Below are 22373 nucleotides of genomic sequence, written 5' to 3' on the forward strand. Positions count from 1 at the left end.
AACGAAGAGGTGCAGTTATGAAGATACAAGGTTTGGCACGGATACTTCTTGGGGCAGCTTTGCTGGGACTCACCGCCTGCGGCGGAGGGGGTGGAGGAGGGAGCACCACTTCCCCCCCTCCGCCTCCGGCGAAGGCGACCACCACCATCTCGGGTACGGTCCAGTTCCCCACGAGCCTCGGCAAACGGGCCGCCGGGGCCACCACCGACCCCACCATCGTCGTCCAGGCGTACACCCTGGACGGGGTGACGGTCGGATCCCCGGTGCAGGCCGATGCCGGGACCGGCGCGTTCTCGATCCCGAACCTCCCCCCCGGCGTGGACTACGTGCTCAAGTCCACCAAGGGGCAGCAAGTGCTCAAAAAGCTCATCGAGAAGGTGACCGTGGCCCCCGGAGCGACGGTCCAGGGGATGGACGTGAGCGAGGTCTCAACGACCGCGGTCGTTATCGCCTCCCAGAAGCTCGCCAGCGCCGCCGGCGTTACCACTCTCAATCTCGGTGAGCCGACCACGCTCACCGACACCCAGAAAAGCGCCATGTCCAGCGCCATTTTCACCGACGTGGCGCCCCAGACCCTGGAACAGACCATCACCGACACCGTGGCCAAGGTTCAACAGGTGCTCCAGATCCAGACCGCCATCGCCCAAGGGCAGGATACGGCACCGCCGGACCTGAGCGCACTGACTCCGCAACTGGTCAACCTGGTGAACATGCTGAACATCGTCTCCGCCGCGGTTTCCAGCAATACCGATGTAAACCAGGTGCTCTCCGGTACCCCGAACAACCAGAACCCGCAGCAGTTCCAGCAGCTCTCTCTGGGCAACGGCAGCCTGACGCAGGCCACCACCGCGGTAAGCGCGGCCTCTGTATCCGCAGTCGCAGTATCCACGGCCCAGTACACTCCGCCGCCCCGCGTGGCACTCGATATCAGCACTAACGTCGCCGCGAATACCCTCTATGGCATTACCTTCGACGTCGTTCTTCCCGCTGGTGCCTCCGTTGCGTTGGACGGCAGCGGGAAACCGGACATGTCCAAGATCACCCTGGCCAGCGGGGTCCTGAGCGGGACGATGATCTCGGCCCACTACACTCCCGAGACCCGAACCCTCCGGGTGCTCGTCGCCGGCGGCTCGGCGGCCCTTCCCACCGGGAAACTCGCCACCCTGGTTTTTAGCCGCTCCAGCGACAGCATCACCTTCACCGAGGCCGTTGTCTCGACCTCCGATTCGAACGGGAGTTCCCTGACTAGCGCCTTTACCCTGTCCGGCGCCAGCTCCTGACCTTCCAGCTAAATCGGCAATAAAAAAGATCCCCCTTTTCCGCAGCGGAAGAGGGGGATCTTTTTCTTGGTGGCAAATCCCATACTCGAAGTAATTTACTTTTTGCCGGTGATAACTTATTTCACGCTCGGAATGAATTACTTTTGGCACGAAGTAACTTACTTCAGGTGCCGAGTAATTAACTCCATGCTCGAAATAAATTACTTTGCGCTCGCAGTAATTTACATCGCGCTCCAGGTAATTTACCTCCGGCTTCGAGTAAATTACTTCGTGCTCGGACTAAATTGATTCGTGCTCGGTGTAACTTACGTATCACTTGGAGTAAGTTATTCTGCGCTTGGAAGAAATTCTTTCTTTCGTCGGAGCTTTTCAGGACCGGGATCCGGTACTTCCAGCCCTTGCCAAGTGTGGGAGGACGGACGTTGTATCGAGGAGGGGGGGTGGGGCTGAGGCTTGAGAGACAATCGTTTGGCCCTTGGAAAATAGGAATCATTAGGGAGAATGGATTTGGGTGACGTCACACCCGATGGTGAAGCTCTCTCTGGGCTACACTGTTCCAATCCGCAATCCAACTAATGAGGTTGCCAAAGTTTTCTTCTTCATGCTACCGTGGTGAACGATTTGGAGGTGTTATGGTCAAGATCGCCGGATTGCTGACACTGGCTCTTTTGCTCTGCACGTCCGCGCTTGGCGCCGAGATCGCAGGGTTCAAAGCCTATTTCTTCGACGGCCAGTCCTTCCGGGAAGGGAAGGGGGAGGGCGGTGTCCTGGTGAAGGATTACCGGCTTCCGGTTCCGGTGGGGGAGGGGGCGGTTCGTGAGGACCCTCTTCCTGCCAACACCGGCGCGGTGGCACTTTTGTGCTACCTGCAAAGCGGCGGCGGTAAACTGAAACGCCAGCCGCGCGTTATACCGATAGCCGGCGTCGCCGTGCAGTTGCAGGGAGGCAGTATTTCCCTGGCGGCACGAACCGATGTCGCGGGATACCTCATATTGGCCCTGCCGCCGGGAAACTATACCATCCGGCTCGGCAGTTTCGAGAAAGCAGTCGTCATTGAACGAGGGAAGACAACCCTCGCCTCCCTGCGGGGAGGGAAAAGGATGGTGGATTAGTGATTCGTACCCTGCGCGTGGTCACTCTGTTGCTGCTGATCGTCGTTCCCGCTGCCTCCTGGGGCGCGGCCCTCGATGATTACTACCTTTCCCGCCTGGCAAACGCACATTCCGGTGCTCGTTCCCTCGCTGCGATTGTCCCCGGGCAATCCTTGGGCCCGGATCGTGGTCAGACCATCATTCGCCATCAGGCATGGCTGGATTGGCAGAAACTGCAGCCATCTACCCGCAAGACCCTTGCTAAGGTCATGGCTCGGCCGACTTTGGCCGGAGAGAGGACCTGTACTCCCGTAGGAGGGCATTTCACCATCCATTATGCGACTTCTGGCTCCGATGCTCCGGATTCTACCGACGCCAACGGCAATAACGTGCCTGACTGGGTTGAGACGGTGGCGGGGGTTTTTGAGTACGTCTACAGCGTGGAAATAGGCAAGATGGGCTACCAGGCCCCCCCGGGCTCGAGCTATGACGTCTACCTGGAAGATCTTGCGCCACAAAAGGTCTACGGATTCACGACTAACGACTTTACCGGCGTAACCTCGGTTTCATATCCTAGCTACATTGAAATAGATAAATCATTCACCAACAGCATCTTTTTGCCGTTTGCGCCTATTACGAGTTTACGTATCACCGCTGCACATGAGTTTCATCATGCCATCCAGTACGGCTACAACGCCTACTTTCCGTCAGTCTACGCAGAGATGACTTCGACTTGGATGGAGGATGAAGTCTATGATTCAGGCAATCAGCTTTACGATTACATCCCGGACTACCTCAGCTATTCCGATACGATTGCCATAAATGGTCCGATGGACAATTCCAACTCTCCGTATGGACGTTGGGTTTTTAACCGATATTTAGCCGAGCTCCAGGGCCGGACCGTGGTCCGGTCGATCTGGGAAAAACTCGGTTCCATGCCCGCACCTTCTTCCGCGGCTCCCGATTCCAGCAATGAAATACCGATTGAGCCGATCATTGACTCCGTACTGAAGGGAAACTTCGCCAACAATTTCTTCGGCTTCGCTAAAAGGATGCTGGTTCGGGACTGGTCCAGTCATCAGAGCGAGTTGTCGCTGATACCGAGGATCACTCCGCTTGCCGTAAATTCGGTACATGGCACCGTGACCCCGACTCTGAGCCTGCCGACCGCATACACCTTCGGCTATTATCGGTACACCGCGTCCACCCAGGACGGACAACCGCTGTTGATCAACCTGCCGAGCCTTCCGGCAGCCTTGGCGGTCACCGCGTTCCAGGTTGATGGGAGCACCGCCACGGGGTGGCAGGAATATCCCTATGACAGTGGGAACCAGCGCATCACCATTCCGGTTTTTAATAACGACGTCTACCTGGTTGTTTGCAACAACGGCGGGAACATGGCCGCCCCCGTGGTGGTCTCCCCGGCATTTCCCGCTGATTCGAGCACCATTTTGGATGGGACGAATCTGGATGCGAATGTTCTTACCATCCCGCAGGCACAGCCAGTGCCGACCGGGAGCAAGTCCAGCGGTGGCGGCTGTTTCATTGCCACCGCGGCGTACGGGAGTTACCTCCATCCCAAGGTCGCCGAGCTGCGGCAGTTTCGGGATCGCTACCTGATGACCAACGCGCCGGGAAGGGCGTTCGTGGCGGCGTACTATGCCGTGAGCCCGCCGATCGCCAAGGTGATTGCCGGGCACGAGTGGATGCGGGCCGCGGTGCGGGTGTTGCTGACGCCGCTCGTGTTTGCGGTGGAGCATCCGTGGTTGGCGCTCATCTTTGTGCTGGCGCTGGCCGGCGGGGTAGGGTGGCGGTGGGTGAGTCGACGGGAGAAGAGGACGGCGGGAGCTTCCGCTTCGGTGGTTGGGTAGGTATAGGCCATAAAAAGCATCGCGCCCGGAAGGGCGCTCCCACGGGGTTGGCAGCAGAACTGGTGAGGAAGTCTTGTTGCTCGGGTTTAACCTTGTCTGATTGAGGAGAAAAGATCGCGACAGGAATGTCGCTCCTACAGGGGGATGCTTGTAGGAGCGACATTCTTGTCGCGATTGTCATTGAACCTTTTTTTTATTCAATCCACATCGCATCCCATAACGGGTACTGCCAGATATTGCTCACTATTCCTGCCCGCACCGGGTTCATTACCAAATACCTCGCGGCCTCGACGACGTGCTCCTCGCCCCTTATCGCATGATCATGGAATCCTTGCTGCCAAATCGGTTCGGCTTCCTTGGTTGTGTCCTCGGAGCAATCAGAATTATGAGACCTCAACCGGTACGCGGAGTATCCCTTCACCGACTGCACTACCTTTGAGAGTCCCTTATCCCCAGAAAGGGCAAGAAGCCAATGCAGATGATTTGGCATAACGCAAAATGCCAATGTCAGGGCATCTCCTTGATCGGCATGATACTTCATTGCATGCACTACGAGTCGGCCCGCTGTGAAATCGGCGAAGAGCGGCCTTCGAAGATGGGTGACGGCGGTCACAAGATAGACATGCCCTTCCAGCGATATCCGTCCTTTTCTTAATCGGGAACCGTGGTGACAGTCCATTTCCCTCTCCTCGTCGGATGGAGAAAATACATCGCGACAGGAATGTCGCTCCTACAGGTGGAGGCGGACTGTACTTGTGGGAGCCACATCCTTGCCGAGATCGGCTTGGTTTTAAAGAAAAAAGCCCCACCGGGGGACCCGGCGGGGCTTTGTATGCTTCGAATCGTTAGATTCATTACATCTTTTTGACGTTGGCCGCCTGAAGCCCTTTCGGGCCGTTGGTCACGTCAAACTGTACCGCTTCACCTTCGGTCAGCGATTTGAAGCCATCCCCGACGATTGCCGAGAAGTGCACGAATACGTCTTCACCATTCTCCTGCTCGATGAAACCGAACCCTTTCGCATCGTTGAACCACTTAACTTTCCCCTGTGCCATTTTCCTGCCTCCTTTTACCTCCGGTTCAAGCCGGATCTACATTTCGTGCTGTCCGGAGAGTCTTGGCAGAAAAACGGGAGAAAAATTCACAACGGGTCTCCTTGACATTTTTCCAGTGCAGCTAAAACTTCCGAGGCCAGCTTGCTCGGCAGAAAAATTAGCATCGTGTAATAACCTTGTCAAGAAAATATTTTTCATATTTATTTTTTTGTAAAAGCCTTCTCAGAAGGTGTTCAGACGCCGGATGAAGGCGAGGAGCAGGCCGTAGTGCTGGTGGTCGAAACGCATCGCCAGCCGGGGAAGTTCCATGAGGTCCGGCTCGTCGGCTTCTTCCGGGCGCGCACTGCAGGCGATCAGCCGGGTGTCGGGGCGGCGCAGCTCGGGGAATTCGTTTTCCAGCATCTCCACCTGCTCGGCGGTCAGTTCCTTGTTGAGGCGGATGATGAGCTCGCCGTTGACGAACCGGATCGAGTGGTAGTTGATGTAGAACTCCTCGATGACCCGGACCGCCTCGTCCACGTTCTTGGTGACGGTGAAGAGGGAGAAGTCCTCGGGGGAGATGAATCCCTTGACCAGCAGGCGCTCCTTCACGAACTTGAACCACTGCTCCCAGTAACCGTCCTCGTCGTCCACCAGGACCAGCGGCTTGGGTGAAGTCTTGCCGGTCTGGATCAGGGTGAACACCTCCATCGCCTCGTCCAGGGTGCCGAAGCCGCCCGGAAAGACGGCGATCGCGTCCGATTCCTTCACGAAGGCCACCTTGCGGTTGAAGAAGTACTTGTAGGTGATCAGGCGCGGGTTCTTGAGCATGACCGTGTTCGGGCTCTGCTCGAAGGGAAGCCGGATGTTGGCGGCAAACGAGCAGTCCGAGCCGGCCCCTTCGTTGCCGGCCTGCATGATGCCGCCACCGCCGCCGGTGATGATCATGTAACCCCGCTTGGCGAGGGTCCGGCTGAAGTCGACGCACTTCAGATACATCTCCTCGTCGGGCTGGGTTCGGGCCGAGCCGAAGATGGTCACCTTCTTGGTCTGGCGGTAGGGGGCGAAGACCAGGGTGGTGTAGCGCATCTCCTTCATGGTGTTGCTGAGGAGTTTGAGGTCGGCAAGGTAATCGGTGTCCTGCCCGGCCTTCATGGCGGCGAGGATCATCTCGCGTACGATCGTCGGGTGGTGGATCCCGCCCGCCTTTTCCAGGAGCTCATCAATGAGTTTGTCGATCTCCCCGTTGTTTGCTGTGAAGCGAAGTTGCATCTGTGAGGCTCCTGTTATTCACATGTTGCGGCGTCGAGGCGCGGATTTCCGCTTTTGGTAGTAATTCCGTACGCTTTTGCGGTTTACCGCCCCGGGGCACCGGTGCCCTCCCGAATCGGGGAAAAGCAGTATAGCAAAGCCGCAAGGCATAGGCAAAGGTTTAATATAATTGAACAAATATTAGTTTGATTTGTAGATCATATTTGGTTATTGTGGCACGAAAGTATGACTCTATTCCATTTCTCAAGAGGATGCGCTTTTTATGGGAATGACAACAGCTGAGAAGATATTTGCCGCCCATCTCGTGGACGAGCCGTTTGCCGGCACCAAGGTGCTGAAGATCGACGTTGTCATGTGTCACGAGATCACCACCCCGATCGCCATCGCCGACCTGCAGGCACGGGGCAAGGACCGGGTGTTCGATCCCAGCAAGATCAAGGCGGTCATCGACCACGTGACCCCGAGCAAGGACTCCAAGACCGCCACCCAGGCGAAGATGCTGCGCGACTGGGCGCGTCGTCACGATATCAAGGACTTCTTCGACATCGGCGCCAACGGCGTCTGCCATGCCATCTTCCCGGAGAAAGGTTTCATCCGTCCGGGCAACACGGTGATCATGGGCGACTCCCACACCTGCACCCACGGGGCTTTCGGCGCCTTCGCCGCCGGCGTCGGCACCACCGACCTCGAGGTCGGCATCCTGAAAGGGGTCTGCGCCTTCCGTGAGCCGAAGACCATCCGGGTCAACCTGAACGGTACCCTCCCCAAAGGGGTCTACGCCAAGGACGCCATTCTCCACGTCATCGGCCAGCTCACCGTCAACGGCGCCACCGACCGCGTCATCGAGTTCGGCGGCCCGATCGTGAAGGGGATGACCATGGAGTCCCGCATGACGCTGTGCAACATGGCGATCGAAGCGGGGGGGACCTCCGGCATCTGCATGCCGGACGAAGTCACCGTCGACTACCTCTGGCCGTTCATCTCCGGCAACTACGCCTCCAAGGAAGCGGCCGTGGCCGATTTCGCCAAGTGGTGCTCCGATGCCGACGCCCAGTACGACCGGGTTCTCGATCTCGACCTCTCCAACCTCGAGCCGGTGGCCACCTTCGGCTACAAGCCGGACCAGGTCAAGGGAATCTCGGAGCTGGCCGGCACCCCGGTCGACCAGGTCTATATCGGCTCCTGCACCAACGGCCGTCTGGAAGACCTCCGCATCGCCGCCCAGATCCTCAAAGGGAAGAAGATCGCCCCGCACGTCCGCGGCATCCTCTCCCCGGCCACTCCGAAGATCTACGCCGACGCCGCTGCCGAAGGGCTCATCGACGTTTTCATGGCCGCCGGCTTCTGCGTGACCAACCCGACCTGCGGCGCCTGCCTCGGGATGAGCAACGGCGTTCTCGCCGAGGGCGAGGTCTGCGCCTCCACCACCAACCGCAACTTCATGGGGCGGATGGGCAAGGGCGGCATGGTGCACCTCCTCTCGCCGGCGACCGCCGCGGCCAGCGCCGTCGAAGGCGTGCTGGCGGACCCGCGGAAATACCTGTAAACCAATTGACAATTGACGATGGACAATTGACCAGGAAAACCGGGGCCGCCTTGCTGGCGCCGGTTCAGTCAATGCCAGGTCATGTCATAGGTTTCTTCCGGCGCTTACGAAAAGACAAATCGTTGTCAATTGTCAATTGTCCATTGTCAATTGCCTTTAAGGAGATCTGATATGAAGAGTTTTGGCGGCCCCGTACTTTTTCTGGACCGGAGCGACATCAATACCGATGAGATCATTCCGGCCAAGTACCTGACCGAGATCACCAAGGAGGACCTCAAGCCGTACCTCCTCGAGGACCTCAAACTCCCCGGTTTCGACCCGAAGAGCGACAAGACCCGCAACGCCGGCGTCATCGTCTCCCGCGCCAACTTCGGCTGCGGCTCCTCCCGCGAGCACGCTCCCTGGGTCTTCGAGGTGAACGGGCAGTACGTCGTGATCGCCCAGTCGTTCGCCCGCATCTTCCGGCAGAACATGTTCAACTGCGGCATGGCGGCCATCGAACTTCCGGCCGACAAGATCGACCTCCTCTTCTCCTTCGCCAACGCCGCCGACGCGAAAATCAGTGTCGACGTCGCCGGCCAGATCCTGACCGTCACCGGCGCCGGCCGCAAGGAGAGCATCTCCTTCGAGATGTCTCCGTTCGACAAGGCACTGGTTCTGGCCGGGGGATGGGTCGATTACGCGGACCAGAAGTACTGATTAGAGGTAAAAGCAGAGTATTTTCATCTTTTTGTTTGACTGGTGATTAAAACTGCAGTTACTATTCGGGCTTCTACCGGCCACCACCCACATCCGTAGAGGTCCATGCACGTTTTCAGGTTTTTCATAGGGGTTGTCTGCGCCGCGCTCGTCGCGGCGTCTCCTCTTTTTGCGGCCGACCAGGAACCCGCAAAAAAGGAACGGGGAACCATCTTCACCCTGTGGCCGCTGGTCGACTACCGCACCAGTCCCGCGGAGGGCTACCGAAACCTCTCCCTCCTCGGCCCCATATTCAAGTTTCAAATCAAGGGGGACGACCGCGATACCGCGATCCGTCCCTTCTTTTATATTTCCGCCAACCCCAAGGAGGGGAGGCGGTCGACCGACTTCCTCTACCCGGCGGCGTCGCTCGACGTGACCCCGGAAGCCTTCAGCTACCGCGCCTTCGAGATCTACCAGAACACCATCTACCGCAAGGACCAGCCCAAGGAAGAGCATGGGGTAACCCTGTTCCCCTTCTACTTCAGCGGTACCTCGGAAAAATACGGCCCCTACCGCGCCGTATTCCCCTTTTACGGCACCCTCTATCAGCGCTTCTGGCGCGACGAGTATCACTTCGTCCTCTTTCCGCTGTACGGCAGGACCGTCAAAAACGGCACCACGAACCGGCACTACCTCTATCCCTTCTTCTCGACCACCACCGGGGACAAGGAGAGCGGTTTCGAGTTCTTCCCGCTCTACGGCCGGTCGCACAAGGAAGGGGTGTACTCCAAGCGCTACGTCGTCTGGCCCTTTTTCACCTTCAACGACACCGGGCTCAACACGGACAATCCGACCAGCAAGACGCTGATCTTTCCGCTCTATGCGGCGACCGACTCGCCGAAGAAAACCGCGCGCAGCTACCTTTGGCCCTTCTTTGGCTACGATGATGACCGGGACAAGAAAACCTTCGAGACCGACTACTTCTGGCCCTTCATCTACACGGTGCGGGGCGAGACCAAAAACACCACCAGCGTGCTCCCCTTCTGGATGAAGGAGACCTCCCCCGGGTGGGAGAAAAAGTGGCTGATCTGGCCGCTTTACCGCCACCAGGAGATGACCTCGTCGATGTTCAACGAGGAGTACGACCGGTACCTTTTCTTCCTGTACACCGACCGGCGCCAGACCTGGCCCAAGGACGGGGCGACCGCCCGGAGAACCGCCTTCTGGCCGCTCTTTCTTTACAAGAGCACCCCGCATGGGGTATCCTCGATATCCCTTCCGGCGCCGGTGGAGCCGATCCTGGACAAGGAGGGGATCGAGCGCGACTGGGCGCCTTTGTGGCGCATCTACCAGCGGCGCTGGAACGAGAACGGGGACAGTGCGTCGTCGTTTCTTTGGAACCTTTTCTGGCATGAGCGCCGCGGCGAGGATCTTGCCTACGAATTCTTCCCGCTGGTTTCCTATCGCTCGGAAAAGGCGGAGACGGAATTCAAACTGTTCAAGGGGCTTTTCGGTTACAGCAGAAGCGGTGGGGAACGGGAACTGACCCTGCTCTGGATTCCGGCTGGGCTGAAATGGGGGACTAAGTGACTTCCAGGGTGGACAACCTCGGCAAGCGAATATTGTACTTCCAGCAGGTCGTGGGCGAGATGGTCATCCTCATCTGGAAGATCGTGGCCTACATCCGCGAGGCGCCGCGGAATATCCCGAGCATCCTCACCCAGATGGCGATCATCGGTTACGACACGCTCCCGGTCGCCTCGGTCATGGCCTTTTTCGTCGGGATGGTCCTCGCGCTGCAGACCGGGGTCGAGTTGAACAAGTACGGGGGCCAGAACATCATCGGGGCGATCGTCGGGCACTCGATGGTGCGGGAACTGGGGCCGGTCATGACGAGCTTTCTCGTTGCCGGGCGCTGCGGTTCCGCCATGGCCGCGGAACTCGGCGTCATGACGGTGTACGAGGAGATCGACGCGCTCAAGACGCTCGACATCGACCCGATCCGGTACCTGGCGATGCCGCGTTTCATCGCCTGCCTGATCTGCGTGCCGGCACTGGTCATCTATTCCGACTGCATCGGGATCGTCGGCGGGGCGCTGATCAGCAACATCCACCCGCAGATCTTCGTCTCCTACGCCACCTATTACGACAGCCTCACGGCGGCGTTGAAGATGAAGGAGATCGGGACCGGCCTTACCAAGGCGGTGGTCTTCGGGGCGCTGATCGCGCTGGTCTCCACCTATGTCGGGTTTGCCACCCGCGGCGGGGCGCGCGGCATCGGCGAGTCGACCACCCGTTCGGTGGTGCTCTCTTTCATGCTGATTCTGGTCGCGGACTACATCCTGACCCGGCTGCTCATGTAGTTGGTGACGAAACCCATCCCCGCCCTGCCCGTCGTAAGCCGTGCTCTTGCACGCGACTTGAAGGGGAGGGGACGTGTGCGGAAATGTTCGGTAAAACAGCTACTAGCAGGATAGGCCCCTACTTCCCTTAAAATCCGCCCTTACGCTCCCTCTCCTTCAAGGAGAGGGACGGGGTGAGGATGGGGTTATAGTTGTGCCTTTTTGAAGAGCCATTGGGCTCTTTTTCCGGAGGGATATATCTATGGCAATGACGGTGGAGCGCAAAGTCGGCCTTTTCTTTATCTTCGGTCTCATCATCCTCGGCGTCCTTTTGGAGGTCGGGGAGAAGTGGAACCCGTTCCAGCATAACGTCCCCTACAAGACCTATCTCACCACCATTACCGGTCTCAAGATGGGCGACCCGGTCCGGCTGGCCGGCGTCGACGTCGGGCGCATCACCAGCATCGAAGTTCTCACCGACCGGATCGAAATCGACTTCGAGGTGAAGCCGGGCACCCGGATCCGCACGGATACCGTCGCCGGCCTGCGGCTTACCAACCTCCTCGGCGGCCAGTTCCTCGGCCTTTCCTTCGGCTCGCCCAACGCACCGCTGCTCCCGCCTGGCGGGACCGTCATCGGCAAGGACTCCGCCAACATCGACGTCATCGTCGACAACGTGAGCGACCTGACCAAGGACGCCAAGGTGCTCATCAACAACCTGAACAAGAACCAGGAGGAGGTCATGCACAAGATCTCCGGCATCCTGGACGACAACCGCGGCAACCTGAAAAGCGCCATCTCCAACCTCAACGACATCTCCGAGAAGGTGAACAAGGGGGATGGAACCCTGGCGAAACTGTTGAACGACAAGACCCTCTACGACGATGCCGCGACCACGGTCGCATCGCTTAAGGACGTGACCGGGAAGATGCAGCGCGGCGAGGGAACCCTCGGCAAGCTCATCAACGACGAACTCCTCTACAAGGACGCCACCTCCCTGGTCTCCGACCTGCGGGTCGGGGTGAAGGATCTGAACAGCGGCCTGAAGGATGCCAAGGAAATTGCGGCCAAGATCAACCACGGCGACGGCACCTTGGGCAAGCTGGTCAACGATCCCAAGCTCTACGACAACGCCAACGGCGTGCTTACCGACATGCGTTCCGGCATGCAGGACCTGAAGGAGATCGCGGCGAAGATCAACAAGGGGCAGGGGACCCTCGGCAAGCTGGTTAACGACGACTCCCTGTACCGCGACACCACCGCCACCCTTAAGAAGGCGGAACGGGCCATGGAAGGGTTGAGCGACACCGGTCCGATCTCCGTCCTCGGATCGGTGCTGGGCACCCTTTTCTAGCGCCATGGAACAGCTTTTCCACATTGCCGCGGGGACCTTCCTGCTCCGCCCGTACGTGTTTGCCTTTTTTGCCGCCTACCTGGTGGCGAGCGTGCTGCACCTGGGCTGGAAGAAGACCATCTGGTTCACCGCGGCGGGCTACCTGATCGCCTTCGTTTCCGAGGTCTCCTCGATCAACAACGGCTTTCCTTACGGGTGGTACTACTACATCGATACCACCCGCCACGACGAACTCTGGATCGCCGGGGTTCCCTTCTTCGATTCGCTGTCCTACGTCTTTCTCTGTTACGTAAGCTACGCCACCGCGATCCTGGTCCTCGCCCCGATCAAACGGTGGCGCGGCGACCTGGTCACCCTGGAGACCTTCCGGCTGCGGCGCTCCCTCTCGGTCCTTCTGCTCGGCTCGCTGTTCCAGACCTTCCTCGACATCGTCATCGACCCGGTCGCCCTGCAGGGGCGGCGCTGGTTTTTGGGACAGATCTACGGCTATAAGGAGGCGGGGTACCACTACGGCGTCCCCCTTTCCAACTACCTCGGCTGGTGGCTGGTGAGCGCGGTGATGATCTTCGCGCTGCAGCTTATCGACCGCCTGGTCCGTTCCGAGGAGCGGCCGTACGGCGTCGCGGCGCTTCCGTTTCGCTCCCTCTATGCTCCTTTCCTCTACCTGTGCGTACTCGTCTTCAACCTCGGCGTGACCCTCTTCATCGGTGAAAACATGATGGCGCTCACCGGAATCTTCACCTTCTTCCTCCCCATTACCATGGCCGTTGTGCTGATTGCCAACCGGGTGAACCGGTACCGCAAAGAGGATCTGGCCGCCCATCTCCAGGACTTTCCCTGGTCGCCGGCAGCCAAAAACCGGGGCTAGGGGCTGGGGCTCGGGAGTGGGAAGCAGAACCTGGCCCGTGGACCGGCATCGATCTATTTTTCGGAGGTAGCAATGAACGACCCCGATATCCGGTGGCGGCAACGCTACCAGCACTTTTCCAAGGCGCTCACCCAGTTGGGGCGGGCGGTGGATATGAGTCGGCAGCGTGCCCTGAATGAGATCGAGCAGCAGGGGCTGATCAAGGCGTTCGAGTTTACCCACGAACTGGCCTGGAACGTTTTGAAGGACTATTTCGAGTACCAGGGCATCGCTACGCTCATTGGGTCCCGCGACGCCAGCCGGGAAGCCTTTCAGAGGGGGCTGGTCGATGACGGGGAAGGGTGGATGGAGATGATCCGAAGTCGCAATATGACCTCCCACACCTACAACGAGGACGTTGCCAACGAGATTGCCGCCAAGGTGGTCGCGCTGTACTATCCGCTTTTCTGTGCCCTCCACGAACGGTTGGCGGAGTTAATGGATGCCGAATGACCCAGGTCCGACACAGTTTGGCCTCCCTGAAAAGACGATCACGCTGATCCGTACCGTCTTCAGCAGGCATCCCCAGGTCGAGCAGGTCATCCTTTACGGGTCGCGTGCCAAGGGGACGTATAAAAAAGGTTCTGATATCGACCTCACCATTAAAGGTGATGGGGTGACTCTCTCGGAGCTGTTCCAGATCGAAAACGAACTGGATGACCTCTTGCTCCCGTACAAGATTGACCTGTCATTGATGCACAAACTCGGTGACCCCTCTCTCATAGAGCATGTTGAAAGGGTGGGGCGAATACTTTATTCTGCCGGTACTGAATATCTGCTTTAGGAGTAGTATCGCTTTATTCTTCGGCCAGTATCGTTTTTGTTAATCCTTTTTGTAGTCAGAAGACCGCAAATCGTAATTTTGCTGCTGTTTAAGGTAATGTTATAATTAAAACAATTGTCTCTTTAATCTAATTTATGTTACGGTCAAGCTCCAACCTAACCCAATGTCGAACGGACTCCAGCGTCTGCTGCCGGTCCTCGATTCGCAGCGCCTCACGGGAAGGAGGGCAGGACCATGAAGTACATTATTGGCAGACAGCCAATCCTCGATCGAAACGAACAGTTGCTCGGTTATGAACTCTTGTTTCGTCCCTCCCGTCCGCTTTCCACCGAGAACCTCGACAATTCCTACGCTACCGCCAACGTCATCATCAATTCGCTTTCCGGATTCGGCCTCCAGGAGATCCTGGGGGGGCACAAAGGCTTCATCAACATAGAGCACGAGCTGCTCATGGATGATGTCCTCGAGATCCTGCCCAAGCAGATGGTGGTATTGGAGCTGTTGGAGAGCATCCAGCTGAGCGATGCCATGGTCGAGCGGTGCCGCCTGCTCAAGGAGAGGGGATTCACCCTCGCCCTGGACGATCACGTCTACCACCCAAGCTACGATCCTCTTTACCGCATGGTCGACATCGTGAAGCTGGACCTGGTTGAGAACAATCTCGACGAAGTGGCTCAGATGGTGGAGAACCTGCGCCCCTATCCCATGAAGCTGGTCGCGGAAAAGGTGGAAACCCGGGAACAGTTCGAAGCCTGCAGTGACCTGGGGTTCGACTATTTCCAGGGCTACTACTTCTCGAAACCGCTAGTGATTGAAAAGAAAAAAATCGACGATTCCGGCGCGTCACTGTTGAAGCTTTTGCATCTCTTGATGGATGACGCCGGAATCGAGGAGATCGTGAACGCCTTCCAGGCGAGCCCCGGGCTGACTTACAAGCTGCTCATGCTGGTCAACTCGGTCGCCGTCGGGTCGCGGGTGGATATCACCTCGGTGCGGCATGCCATAACCATGCTGGGGCTGCAGCAGATAAAGCGCTGGGTGCAGATCTGCCTGTTTGCCACCTCGACCCAGAGCACCGGCGACAACCCGATGATGGACATGGCCGCGGTGCGGGCCGGGTTCATGGAGGCGCTGGCCCGCCATCACGGCAAGCTGCGGGGCATTCCGACCGCTCCGGAACAGGCCTTCATGGTGGGGATCCTCTCGCTCATGGAGGCTATCTATTCCGTTCCGATGCAGGAAGTGGTGACGACCCTGAATCTATCCGGTGAGTTGAGTAGTGCGCTCTTGACCCGGGAAGGTCCTTTCGGGGAACTGCTGCAGTTTGCCGAGGACATGGAAAGGCTGTTGCTGGGGTACGACACCCTCGAAAATCGGTTGAAGCAGATGGACATCACCCACGACCAGATGCTTCAGGCACGGTTCGACTCTTTCATGTGGAAATCCGCCGGCAAGTCCGCGGCGTGAGATGGTCTTGAAATAATGCCGGTGCTCCCTACCCTGTGGGAGCGCCTTTCCCGGCGCGCACCGGAGAAGGCAAACCGCCGCACGTTATTACGAGCGCCACCGCTACCTCCTCGACGTAGCCGAGGTGGACCTTAGGGGCGAGACTCAACGCGATCGGAAACAAAAAGGCCGGGATTCCCCGGCCTTTCCTGTTCATTGTCTCATTGTCTCATTGTCTCATTGTGCTAGATCGGCTTCACCTCTCCCGCCTCGGCGTTGGGTTCGCCGCCGCGGGCTTCCAGCTCGTTTTCCAGGTGGGTGATGATTTCTCCGACCTGGCTGAGGTAGAGATCCGGCCGGTCATCGAGGGAGAGCAGGGCGGAATGCAGCCGCCGCGCGGCGGAAAGGCTCGCCTTCATCGGGACCAGCGGATCGTACTCGTCGCGGAGCGACGCGACCTCCTTGTACTTCTTCAGCACCGTCGGATGGCTCTTTTCGTCCTCCACCACGGTCTTCCTGAGATCCTGGTATTCCTCTTCGCTGAATCCCTTTTCTTCCTTTGCCTTGCGCAGAAGGTCCACGGAACGGTAATCCGGCAGCGGCTTGAGGTCTTCGGCGGTGCCGCGGTGCTGGAGGAGTTGCGGTTCCTCCTTTTCCATGAACCGGTAGGCCATGGTGAGTTTTTCGGCGGTGCCGCGCTTGATCCGGATCTCCTGGACGCAGTACTCTTCGAAACTGTTGTATCCCCACTCGCGGAAACTCCCCTGGCTGCTCACCACGAGAAGTTTTTCCCCCAGTTCCACCCAGCTTGACTTGAAACGCTTCGCCTTGTCGAGAACGTCGTAGCGGTCCGAGCCTGGTTCGAGTTGCTCCATGATGGCGTCAATATGGCGTTCCCCGCTCGATTTAGGTGCGTCGGACATTTCTTCCTCCTTGGTCGGCGCTGTTGGCGCCAGAAGATGAAAACTAGCAGATTCCGAGGCTCTTTTGAAGCATTTTTGCCGCCGCCGTTATCAGTCAGCGAACGGTCGATCATGCCGTGTCTTTACTTATTAGGACTATAGGATTAGAATCAGAGTTTTCCGGCGCCGGCTTGTAATGGCAGCGGCGATCGCAATTAAATGATTTTCGAGGGTATTGCTATGAGTCGAATGAAGAAAGTGGCTATCGGGTGCACCATTTTCCTGGTGGTTCTCGTTCTTTTCGTGATGTTCGTGCTGCCGCCGCTGGTAAAAAGCAAAGCCGTCGAAGCGATCAAGGAGTCGACCGGCCGAAACAGCCAGATCGGCTCGATCTCGATCAACCCCTTCACCCTCACCGCGACCATCGAAAACTTCCAGCTTCTGGAGGCCAGCCGTCCGCCGCTCTTTTCGGTGAGCCGCATCCGGGCCTCGGTTAGTCCCTCATCCATCTTCCGCAAGGCGCTCATCGTCGATGAAGTATCGGTAGACAAGCCCGCATTCAATTTCTCAAGATACGCTGCCAACAAGTACAGCTTCAGCGACATCATCGAGCTGCAGAAGAAACTCCCCAAAAAGAAAGAGGAGAAGAAAGAGAAGTTTCTTTTCTCCATCAACAACATCACCCTGCATGGCGGTTCGGTCGATTTCGACGATGCCGCCGTCAGTCGCAAGCACACCATCCGCGACCTGGAAATCGGCGTTCCTTTCGTCAGCAACATCCCTTACCGGGTCGAGAAGTACGTACAGCCCAAGATCAGCGCCGTCGTCAACGGCACCCCGTTCAATTTCGGCGGGCAGCTCAAGCCGTTCAGCAAGTCGTTGGAGACCTCGGTCCACCTCTCTTTCAACCGGCTGAGCCTGCCGCGCTACCTTGCCTACTCGCCGGTCCCACCGCCGGTCAACGTCCCTTCCGGAAATCTCTCGCTCGATACCGAACTGAGTTACCGCGTGTCGTCGCGGGACGTCCCCGATCTTGCCCTGCGCGGCACCTTCCGGCTCGATGACGTCGCCATCAACCTCAAAGACGGGCGGCCGCTCCTCAAGGCTCCGTTGGCCGAGGTCAAGGCCACCAAGCTCGAGGTCCTCGCCAACCGCTTCGATATCGCCTCGATCCGGCTGGACGGGATCGAGGTCTTCGCGAGCCGCGACCGGCAGGGGCGCTGGATGTTCGAACAGCTCCGGACTGCGGAGGCGAAGAAAGAGAAGGAGCCCGAAAAAGAGAAGGATAAGGATAAGGAGAAAAAGAAGGAGGCGCATCCGCTCTGGATGCACATCGGTTCGGCCGAACTTGCCAACGGTGCTTTCCACTTTGCCGATGCGCTGCCGCAGGGCGGCTTTGCCTCCACCGTCTCCAACATCAACATCGGCTTGAAGAATTTCGGCACCGACCCCAAGTCGCTCGCCGATTACCAGATCTCGCTGCTGCTCAACAAGGAGACCGGGGTGGATTCCGCCGGGCGGCTGTCGGTTGCGCCCGCCTCGCTCAACGGCAAAGCGGGGATCAAGAACTTCAACCTGCGCCAGACCTGGCCCTACCTTGCGGCATACCTGACCAACCCGGTGGAGGGAAAGCTCGACCTCTCCAGCGACATTTCCTACAGCAAGGAGAAGGGGTTCGTCTCGACCCATGGACAGGCGGCGCTCCGGAAACTCTCGCTCAAATACGGGGCGGGGGAGGGGATGAAGCTCGGCGAGCTCCTGGTGAAGGATGCGGGTTACGACCAGAACGCCAACCGCCTCACCATCGCCGACGTGGGACTTGCCAACGGTGCCACCAGCCTTTCGCTGGAGCCGGGGGGCGTGTCGATCCTTTCCCTTTTGAAAAAGGAAAAGCCGGCCGCTTCGGCAGGAGCTGGGCGGAAGCCGCACCCGAAGCCGGAGAAAAAGGAAGCTCACGGCAAGAAGGGAGCACCGTTTTCCTACAAGGTCGGGACGGTGCACGCCCGTGCCCTCAACTTCTCCTTTACCGACAAGACGCGGGAGGAGCACCCGCAGTTCACCCTGAACGACACCGGTTTCAACCTCACCAACATCCAGGGGCCGCGCTTTGCCCCGATCGGGCTGCGCTTCAAGACGCGGCTGGGCAACCGGGGGCCGATCGCCGCCAACGGCCAGCTGGTGCCGCAGCCTTTCAGCTATTCCGGAACCGTGGCGCTCAAGAGCATCGCACTGCGCCAGTTCGAGGACTACCTTCCGGACAACCTGAACGTGATCCTGGCCGGTGGCGACCTCGATGTCGCCCTGAAGACCGACCTCGCCCTCAAGGACGGCAAGATCGCCGGCACCTTCGCCGGAAGCGCGGGGGTGCGCTCCTTCCATATCCTCGACTCGGTGGACGAGCAGGATCTCCTGAAATGGGAAAGCCTGGAAGTCGAGGACGTCCGGGGAACCCTGGCGCCGTTCAGTCTCGCCGTCCGTGAAGTGTCGCTCAGTAACGTCTACTCCAAGATCGTGGTCCGCCCCGACGGGACCCTCAACCTGCAGAACCTGGTCGAGCCTCCCGAGGCGCCTGCCGCGGCAGCGGCGTCAGCCAAGCAACCGGGAGCGGCCGCTCCGCCGGCGCCTGCCAAACCGGCACAGCCGCCGGTGGCGGTGGCCAAGTCCGTCCCGCCCGCGTCGCCGGCAGCATCCCAGGCCGCGGCCCAGAAACGGGTCAGCATCGGCACCGTGGTCGTGCAGGGGGGGACGCTTGCCTTTTCCGACCTGCACCTTTCCAAACCATTCAATACCACCTTCTACAACCTGGGAGGGCGGGTCAGCGGGCTTTCGTCGGAGTCCTCGACCGTCGCCGATGTCGACCTGAGGGGTAACCTGGAAAACCGCTCGCCGCTGCAGATAACGGGCAAGATCAACCCGCTGCGGGGCGATCTCTTCGTGGATTTGAAGATGTCCTTTAGGGACATCGAGATGCCTGCCGCGACACCGTACTCCGGCACCTACCTGGGTTACACCATCGACCAGGGGAAGCTGTTTCTCGACCTCAAATACCTGATCGAGAAGAACAAGCTGACCTCCGAAAACAAGGTGTTCCTGGACCAGTTCACCTTCGGCCAGAAGGTGGAGAGCAAGAAGGCGACCTCGCTGCCGGTGCGGCTTGCGGTGGCGCTGCTGAAAGACCGAAACGGCGAGATCCACCTCGATCTCCCGGTCACCGGGCGGACCGACGACCCGCAGTTCAAGGTTTGGGGGGTGGTCTGGCAGGTATTGAAGAACCTGGTGGTAAAGGCGGCAACCTCTCCGTTCTCGCTGCTTTCATCCATGGTCGGCAAGGATCAGGATCTGCGCACCGTTGCCTTCGATCCCGGTTCCAGCCGGCTTTCCGCCGCCGAATCGGACAAGCTTAAAGCGCTCGGCAAGGCGCTGACCGAGCGGCCGGGGATCGTGCTTGAGGTCGGGGGGTACGTAAACAAGGAGAAGGATGCCGAAGGGTATCGCCACGAGCAGTTGCAGAAGAAGCTCAGGACCGAGAAGTTCCTGCAGATGGTGAAGAAGAACAAGGAGACGGCGGGCATTTCGGCGGACAACCTGGAGATCTCCAAGGAGGAGTATCCGGACCTGCTCCGCGCGGTCTACGTCAAGGAGAAGTTCCCCAAGCCGCGCACCATCCTGGGCACCGTCAAGGATCTCCCGGTGGAAGAGATGACCAAGCTGATCTACGCCAACATGATCGTGGGGGACCACGAACTGCACGCCCTGGCGCATGACCGCTGTGCGACCGTCATTTCCTACCTCGCCAAGGAGGCGAAAGTGCCGCAGGAGCGGATGTTCGAAAAGAGCGGCGACATCTATACCGCTCCCAAGGAAGGCGGACCCCGCGGGCGGGTGGAATTCGTCGTCTCGGCGAAGTAGTTCCCCATCTCTCCCATTCTCTCGACGGGAGCGGGCGCGGGGGTGGGGGAAGCCACAGATAGGGCCCGAGTCTTGTAAGAAATACCGCTCCTTCATGCTATTGCTCCCTGATTTTTGTCTTGGTTTACCAAATCAGAAGAGCTAGAATTCCCGGTGTTGAAGCATAGCCGCCACTAATTATCGGCGGCCGACACGCCGCACCGATGCGGAGCGTCAAAAGGAGAAAAAGCCATGGAACAACGGCTAACCGACATGGAAATGCTGATCATGCACCAGGGGCATGTCATTGACCAGCTGAACGAGGTTGTCACCCAGCAGCAGCGGCACATCGACCACCTCATGAGAGAGCTCAAGCACATCAAGGATCACCTGCGGGGGCTGAATTTCTCCCAGAACAAGGCTCCTTCGGAAGAAGAGCCGCCTCCGCATTACTGACCGTCAGCAAGACGACGCGGCTGCCCGGCCGCGTCTGCCAACGGTGTGTTAACGGCCTTGGCGTCGAATCGTTCTTATCCCGGAAAGGATTCTGGAGCATGAAAACTGTTGCACTGGGCAGTACCGGACTGGCCATTAACCCCTTGGTATTCGGCACCCTTCCCCTGGGACCGCTGCAGGCCCGGGTCACTCCCGAAGAGGGGGGGCGGCTGATCCGCCACGCGGTGGAGCGGGGGGTGAACCTTCTCGACACCGCCGAACTCTATCAGACCTACTCCCACATCCGCGCCGGGTTGGACGGCTTCGTCGGTCCCGTCTTCATCGCCACCAAAACCCACGCCAACAACGCAGCCGATGCCCGTGCCCATGTCGAGCGCGCCCTGAAAGAACTGGGGCGGGAACGGCTCGACATCGTGCACCTCCACGGCGCCCGCGTTGCCGATCCGTTCACCGAGCGCGCCGAGGTGATCGAGGTCCTTTTGCGGATGAAGGAAGAGGGGAAAATCGCCCATGTGGGACTTTCCTCCCATTTCATCAGCGCGATCAGGAAAAGCGCGCAGCACCCGGAGATCGAGGTGATCCATCCGCTGATCAACCGGACCGGTATGGGGATTTTGGACGGGAGTGCCGCCGAGATGGCCGCGGCGATCGCGGAATGCGCCGCGGTCGGAAAAGGGGTCTACGCCATGAAGGCGCTGGCGGGGGGGAACCTGATCTCGTCGGCACGGGAGAGCCTGCGCTACGTGCTCGGGCTTACCGGAGTGAACGGGATCGCGCTCGGGATGCTCACCGAGGCGGAGATCGACGGAAACCTTGCCCTTTTCGACAACGGCGCCGCGCCGGAGGAGGTGTGGAGCAAGCTGGAAGGAAGGAAACGGACCCTGGCGATCATGCAGGCCTTCTGCAAGGGATGCGGTGCCTGTGTGCCGGCCTGCACCAACAACGCGCTTACCATCAAGGAAGGGAAGGCAATGGTTGAAGAGGCCGACTGCATTCTCTGCGGCTACTGCGGCGCCGCCTGTCCGGAGTTCATCATCCGGGTGGTCTGAGACAATGAAACAATGAAGCAATGAGACAATGAGACAATCGGTTCGGTCTTGTTGAGGATCTTTACTAGAGTGCTTTTACTGTGGGAGCGCCCTTCCGGGCGCGATTAAAGAAATCGCGTCGGAAGGACGCTCTTGCTTTTTGATAGGAAAACAGGAGGCAGGAATGGCTGTTGAGCCGGGCAGGTATCGTCATTACAAGGGGAATTACTACGAGGTCATTGGGACGGCGCGCCATAGCGAGACCGATGAGCGCCTGGTGGTGTATCGTCCTTTGTATGGCGAAGGTGGACTGTGGGTGCGTCCCGAGGCGATGTTCGAGGAGACGGTCGTCGTGGAAGGAAAGGAAGTGCCCCGCTTCGCCCGCTGCGAAGCGTCGGAATAGAACGCCAACTAAAGCCAACCAAAGCCAACCGCAGAGGTCGCTGAGGCACGCCGAGGGACAAACCCTTATTGGGGGGAATCGGTGAGCT

20 protein-coding genes are annotated in these 22373 nt (G+C 58.9%); 16 read left to right on the forward strand and 4 right to left on the reverse strand.

Annotation, left to right across the window (positions count from 1 at the left end; translation table 11 throughout):
* Window positions 1–17: 17 nt before the first annotated feature.
* From JFN93_RS02070 to JFN93_RS02080, 3 genes are all read left to right on the forward strand, one after another.
* Window positions 18–1280, forward strand: coding sequence for a hypothetical protein (locus JFN93_RS02070; protein ID WP_199382332.1), 1263 nt, complete (start codon window positions 18–20; stop codon window positions 1278–1280).
* A 632-nt stretch (window positions 1281–1912) separates the two neighbouring features.
* Complete coding sequence (locus tag JFN93_RS02075; protein WP_199382333.1) at window positions 1913–2392, forward strand: peptidase associated/transthyretin-like domain-containing protein; 480 nt, start codon at window positions 1913–1915, stop codon at window positions 2390–2392.
* On the forward strand, window positions 2392–4242 hold the full coding sequence (locus JFN93_RS02080) for an MXAN_6640 family putative metalloprotease (protein WP_199382334.1): 1851 nt from the start codon (window positions 2392–2394) through the stop codon (window positions 4240–4242). The genes JFN93_RS02075 and JFN93_RS02080 overlap by 1 nt, the downstream gene beginning before the upstream one ends.
* A gap of 193 nt (window positions 4243–4435) precedes the next feature.
* Here JFN93_RS02080 and JFN93_RS02085 read toward each other — a convergent pair whose 3' ends face one another.
* The 3 genes from JFN93_RS02085 to JFN93_RS02095 form a co-directional block, all read right to left on the reverse strand.
* Window positions 4436–4921 (reverse strand): REP-associated tyrosine transposase, encoded by a 486-nt coding sequence (locus JFN93_RS02085; RefSeq protein ID WP_199382335.1) that lies wholly within the window; start codon window positions 4919–4921, stop codon window positions 4436–4438.
* 175 nt (window positions 4922–5096) lie between these two features.
* A complete protein-coding gene (locus JFN93_RS02090; protein ID WP_199382336.1) occupies window positions 5097–5297 on the reverse strand; it encodes a cold-shock protein in 201 nt (66 codons plus the stop codon).
* Window positions 5298–5519: 222 nt separating this feature from the next.
* Window positions 5520–6548 (reverse strand): LOG family protein, encoded by a 1029-nt coding sequence (locus JFN93_RS02095; RefSeq protein WP_199382337.1) that lies wholly within the window; start codon window positions 6546–6548, stop codon window positions 5520–5522.
* Between the two features lie 262 nt (window positions 6549–6810).
* Between JFN93_RS02095 and JFN93_RS02100 the strand changes: the two genes are divergently transcribed.
* The 9 genes from JFN93_RS02100 (at window position 6811) to JFN93_RS02140 (ending at window position 15629) form a co-directional block, all read left to right on the forward strand.
* Entirely contained in the window at window positions 6811–8094 is a 1284-nt protein-coding gene (locus tag JFN93_RS02100; protein WP_199382338.1) for a 3-isopropylmalate dehydratase large subunit, read from the forward strand.
* A 171-nt stretch (window positions 8095–8265) separates the two neighbouring features.
* The gene (locus JFN93_RS02105; protein WP_199382339.1) at window positions 8266–8793 is read left to right on the forward strand and encodes a 3-isopropylmalate dehydratase small subunit; all 528 of its coding nucleotides are present in this window, start codon (window positions 8266–8268) and stop codon (window positions 8791–8793) included.
* 105 nt (window positions 8794–8898) lie between these two features.
* On the forward strand, window positions 8899–10365 hold the full coding sequence (locus tag JFN93_RS02110; protein ID WP_199382340.1) for a hypothetical protein: 1467 nt from the start codon (window positions 8899–8901) through the stop codon (window positions 10363–10365).
* Entirely contained in the window at window positions 10362–11138 is a 777-nt protein-coding gene (locus JFN93_RS02115; protein WP_199382341.1) for an MlaE family ABC transporter permease, read from the forward strand. Before JFN93_RS02110 ends, JFN93_RS02115 begins: the two co-directional genes overlap by 4 nt.
* Window positions 11139–11379: 241 nt before the next feature.
* The gene (locus JFN93_RS02120) at window positions 11380–12471 is read left to right on the forward strand and encodes an MlaD family protein (protein WP_199382342.1); all 1092 of its coding nucleotides are present in this window, start codon (window positions 11380–11382) and stop codon (window positions 12469–12471) included.
* Between the two features lie 4 nt (window positions 12472–12475).
* Window positions 12476–13339: a carotenoid biosynthesis protein gene (locus JFN93_RS02125; protein ID WP_199382343.1), complete on the forward strand. Its 864-nt coding sequence runs from the start codon at window positions 12476–12478 to the stop codon at window positions 13337–13339.
* A gap of 72 nt (window positions 13340–13411) precedes the next feature.
* Complete coding sequence (locus JFN93_RS02130) at window positions 13412–13831, forward strand: nucleotidyltransferase substrate binding protein (RefSeq protein ID WP_199382344.1); 420 nt, start codon at window positions 13412–13414, stop codon at window positions 13829–13831.
* Window positions 13821–14162, forward strand: coding sequence for a nucleotidyltransferase domain-containing protein (locus JFN93_RS02135; protein WP_199382345.1), 342 nt, complete (start codon window positions 13821–13823; stop codon window positions 14160–14162). The genes JFN93_RS02130 and JFN93_RS02135 overlap by 11 nt, the downstream gene beginning before the upstream one ends.
* A 234-nt stretch (window positions 14163–14396) precedes the next feature.
* On the forward strand, window positions 14397–15629 hold the full coding sequence (locus tag JFN93_RS02140) for an EAL and HDOD domain-containing protein (RefSeq protein WP_199382346.1): 1233 nt from the start codon (window positions 14397–14399) through the stop codon (window positions 15627–15629).
* A gap of 224 nt (window positions 15630–15853) precedes the next feature.
* Here JFN93_RS02140 and JFN93_RS02145 read toward each other — a convergent pair whose 3' ends face one another.
* Window positions 15854–16531, reverse strand: a complete 678-nt coding sequence (locus tag JFN93_RS02145; RefSeq protein ID WP_199382347.1) for a hypothetical protein — start codon at window positions 16529–16531, stop codon at window positions 15854–15856.
* A 228-nt stretch (window positions 16532–16759) separates the two neighbouring features.
* Between JFN93_RS02145 and JFN93_RS02150 the strand changes: the two genes are divergently transcribed.
* From JFN93_RS02150 to JFN93_RS02165, 4 genes are all read left to right on the forward strand, one after another.
* A complete protein-coding gene (locus JFN93_RS02150; RefSeq protein WP_236021497.1) occupies window positions 16760–20419 on the forward strand; it encodes a DUF748 domain-containing protein in 3660 nt (1219 codons plus the stop codon).
* A 231-nt stretch (window positions 20420–20650) separates the two neighbouring features.
* The gene (locus JFN93_RS02155; protein WP_199382349.1) at window positions 20651–20854 is read left to right on the forward strand and encodes a SlyX family protein; all 204 of its coding nucleotides are present in this window, start codon (window positions 20651–20653) and stop codon (window positions 20852–20854) included.
* Between the two features lie 98 nt (window positions 20855–20952).
* Window positions 20953–21903, forward strand: coding sequence for an aldo/keto reductase (locus JFN93_RS02160; RefSeq protein WP_199382350.1), 951 nt, complete (start codon window positions 20953–20955; stop codon window positions 21901–21903).
* A gap of 163 nt (window positions 21904–22066) precedes the next feature.
* Window positions 22067–22285: a DUF1653 domain-containing protein gene (locus JFN93_RS02165; RefSeq protein WP_199382351.1), complete on the forward strand. Its 219-nt coding sequence runs from the start codon at window positions 22067–22069 to the stop codon at window positions 22283–22285.
* The last annotated feature ends 88 nt before the right edge of the window (window positions 22286–22373 follow it).

Source organism: Geomesophilobacter sediminis, assembly GCF_016458275.1.
GTDB classification, from domain to species: Bacteria; Desulfobacterota; Desulfuromonadia; order Geobacterales; family Geobacteraceae; genus Geomesophilobacter; species Geomesophilobacter sediminis.

Coding starts and splice junctions, on each gene's coding strand:
- JFN93_RS02070 (WP_199382332.1), top strand. CDS start 18: ATGAAGATACAAGGTTTGGCACGGATACTTCTTGGGGCAGCTTTGCTG.
- JFN93_RS02075 (WP_199382333.1), top strand. CDS start 1,913: ATGGTCAAGATCGCCGGATTGCTGACACTGGCTCTTTTGCTCTGCACG.
- JFN93_RS02085 (WP_199382335.1), bottom strand. CDS start 4,921: ATGGACTGTCACCACGGTTCCCGATTAAGAAAAGGACGGATATCGCTG.
- JFN93_RS02090 (WP_199382336.1), bottom strand. CDS start 5,297: ATGGCACAGGGGAAAGTTAAGTGGTTCAACGATGCGAAAGGGTTCGGT.
- JFN93_RS02095 (WP_199382337.1), bottom strand. CDS start 6,548: ATGCAACTTCGCTTCACAGCAAACAACGGGGAGATCGACAAACTCATT.
- JFN93_RS02100 (WP_199382338.1), top strand. CDS start 6,811: ATGGGAATGACAACAGCTGAGAAGATATTTGCCGCCCATCTCGTGGAC.
- JFN93_RS02105 (WP_199382339.1), top strand. CDS start 8,266: ATGAAGAGTTTTGGCGGCCCCGTACTTTTTCTGGACCGGAGCGACATC.
- JFN93_RS02110 (WP_199382340.1), top strand. CDS start 8,899: ATGCACGTTTTCAGGTTTTTCATAGGGGTTGTCTGCGCCGCGCTCGTC.
- JFN93_RS02120 (WP_199382342.1), top strand. CDS start 11,380: ATGGCAATGACGGTGGAGCGCAAAGTCGGCCTTTTCTTTATCTTCGGT.
- JFN93_RS02125 (WP_199382343.1), top strand. CDS start 12,476: ATGGAACAGCTTTTCCACATTGCCGCGGGGACCTTCCTGCTCCGCCCG.
- JFN93_RS02130 (WP_199382344.1), top strand. CDS start 13,412: ATGAACGACCCCGATATCCGGTGGCGGCAACGCTACCAGCACTTTTCC.
- JFN93_RS02135 (WP_199382345.1), top strand. CDS start 13,821: ATGCCGAATGACCCAGGTCCGACACAGTTTGGCCTCCCTGAAAAGACG.
- JFN93_RS02140 (WP_199382346.1), top strand. CDS start 14,397: ATGAAGTACATTATTGGCAGACAGCCAATCCTCGATCGAAACGAACAG.
- JFN93_RS02145 (WP_199382347.1), bottom strand. CDS start 16,531: ATGTCCGACGCACCTAAATCGAGCGGGGAACGCCATATTGACGCCATC.
- JFN93_RS02150 (WP_236021497.1), top strand. CDS start 16,760: ATGAAGAAAGTGGCTATCGGGTGCACCATTTTCCTGGTGGTTCTCGTT.
- JFN93_RS02155 (WP_199382349.1), top strand. CDS start 20,651: ATGGAACAACGGCTAACCGACATGGAAATGCTGATCATGCACCAGGGG.
- JFN93_RS02160 (WP_199382350.1), top strand. CDS start 20,953: ATGAAAACTGTTGCACTGGGCAGTACCGGACTGGCCATTAACCCCTTG.
- JFN93_RS02165 (WP_199382351.1), top strand. CDS start 22,067: ATGGCTGTTGAGCCGGGCAGGTATCGTCATTACAAGGGGAATTACTAC.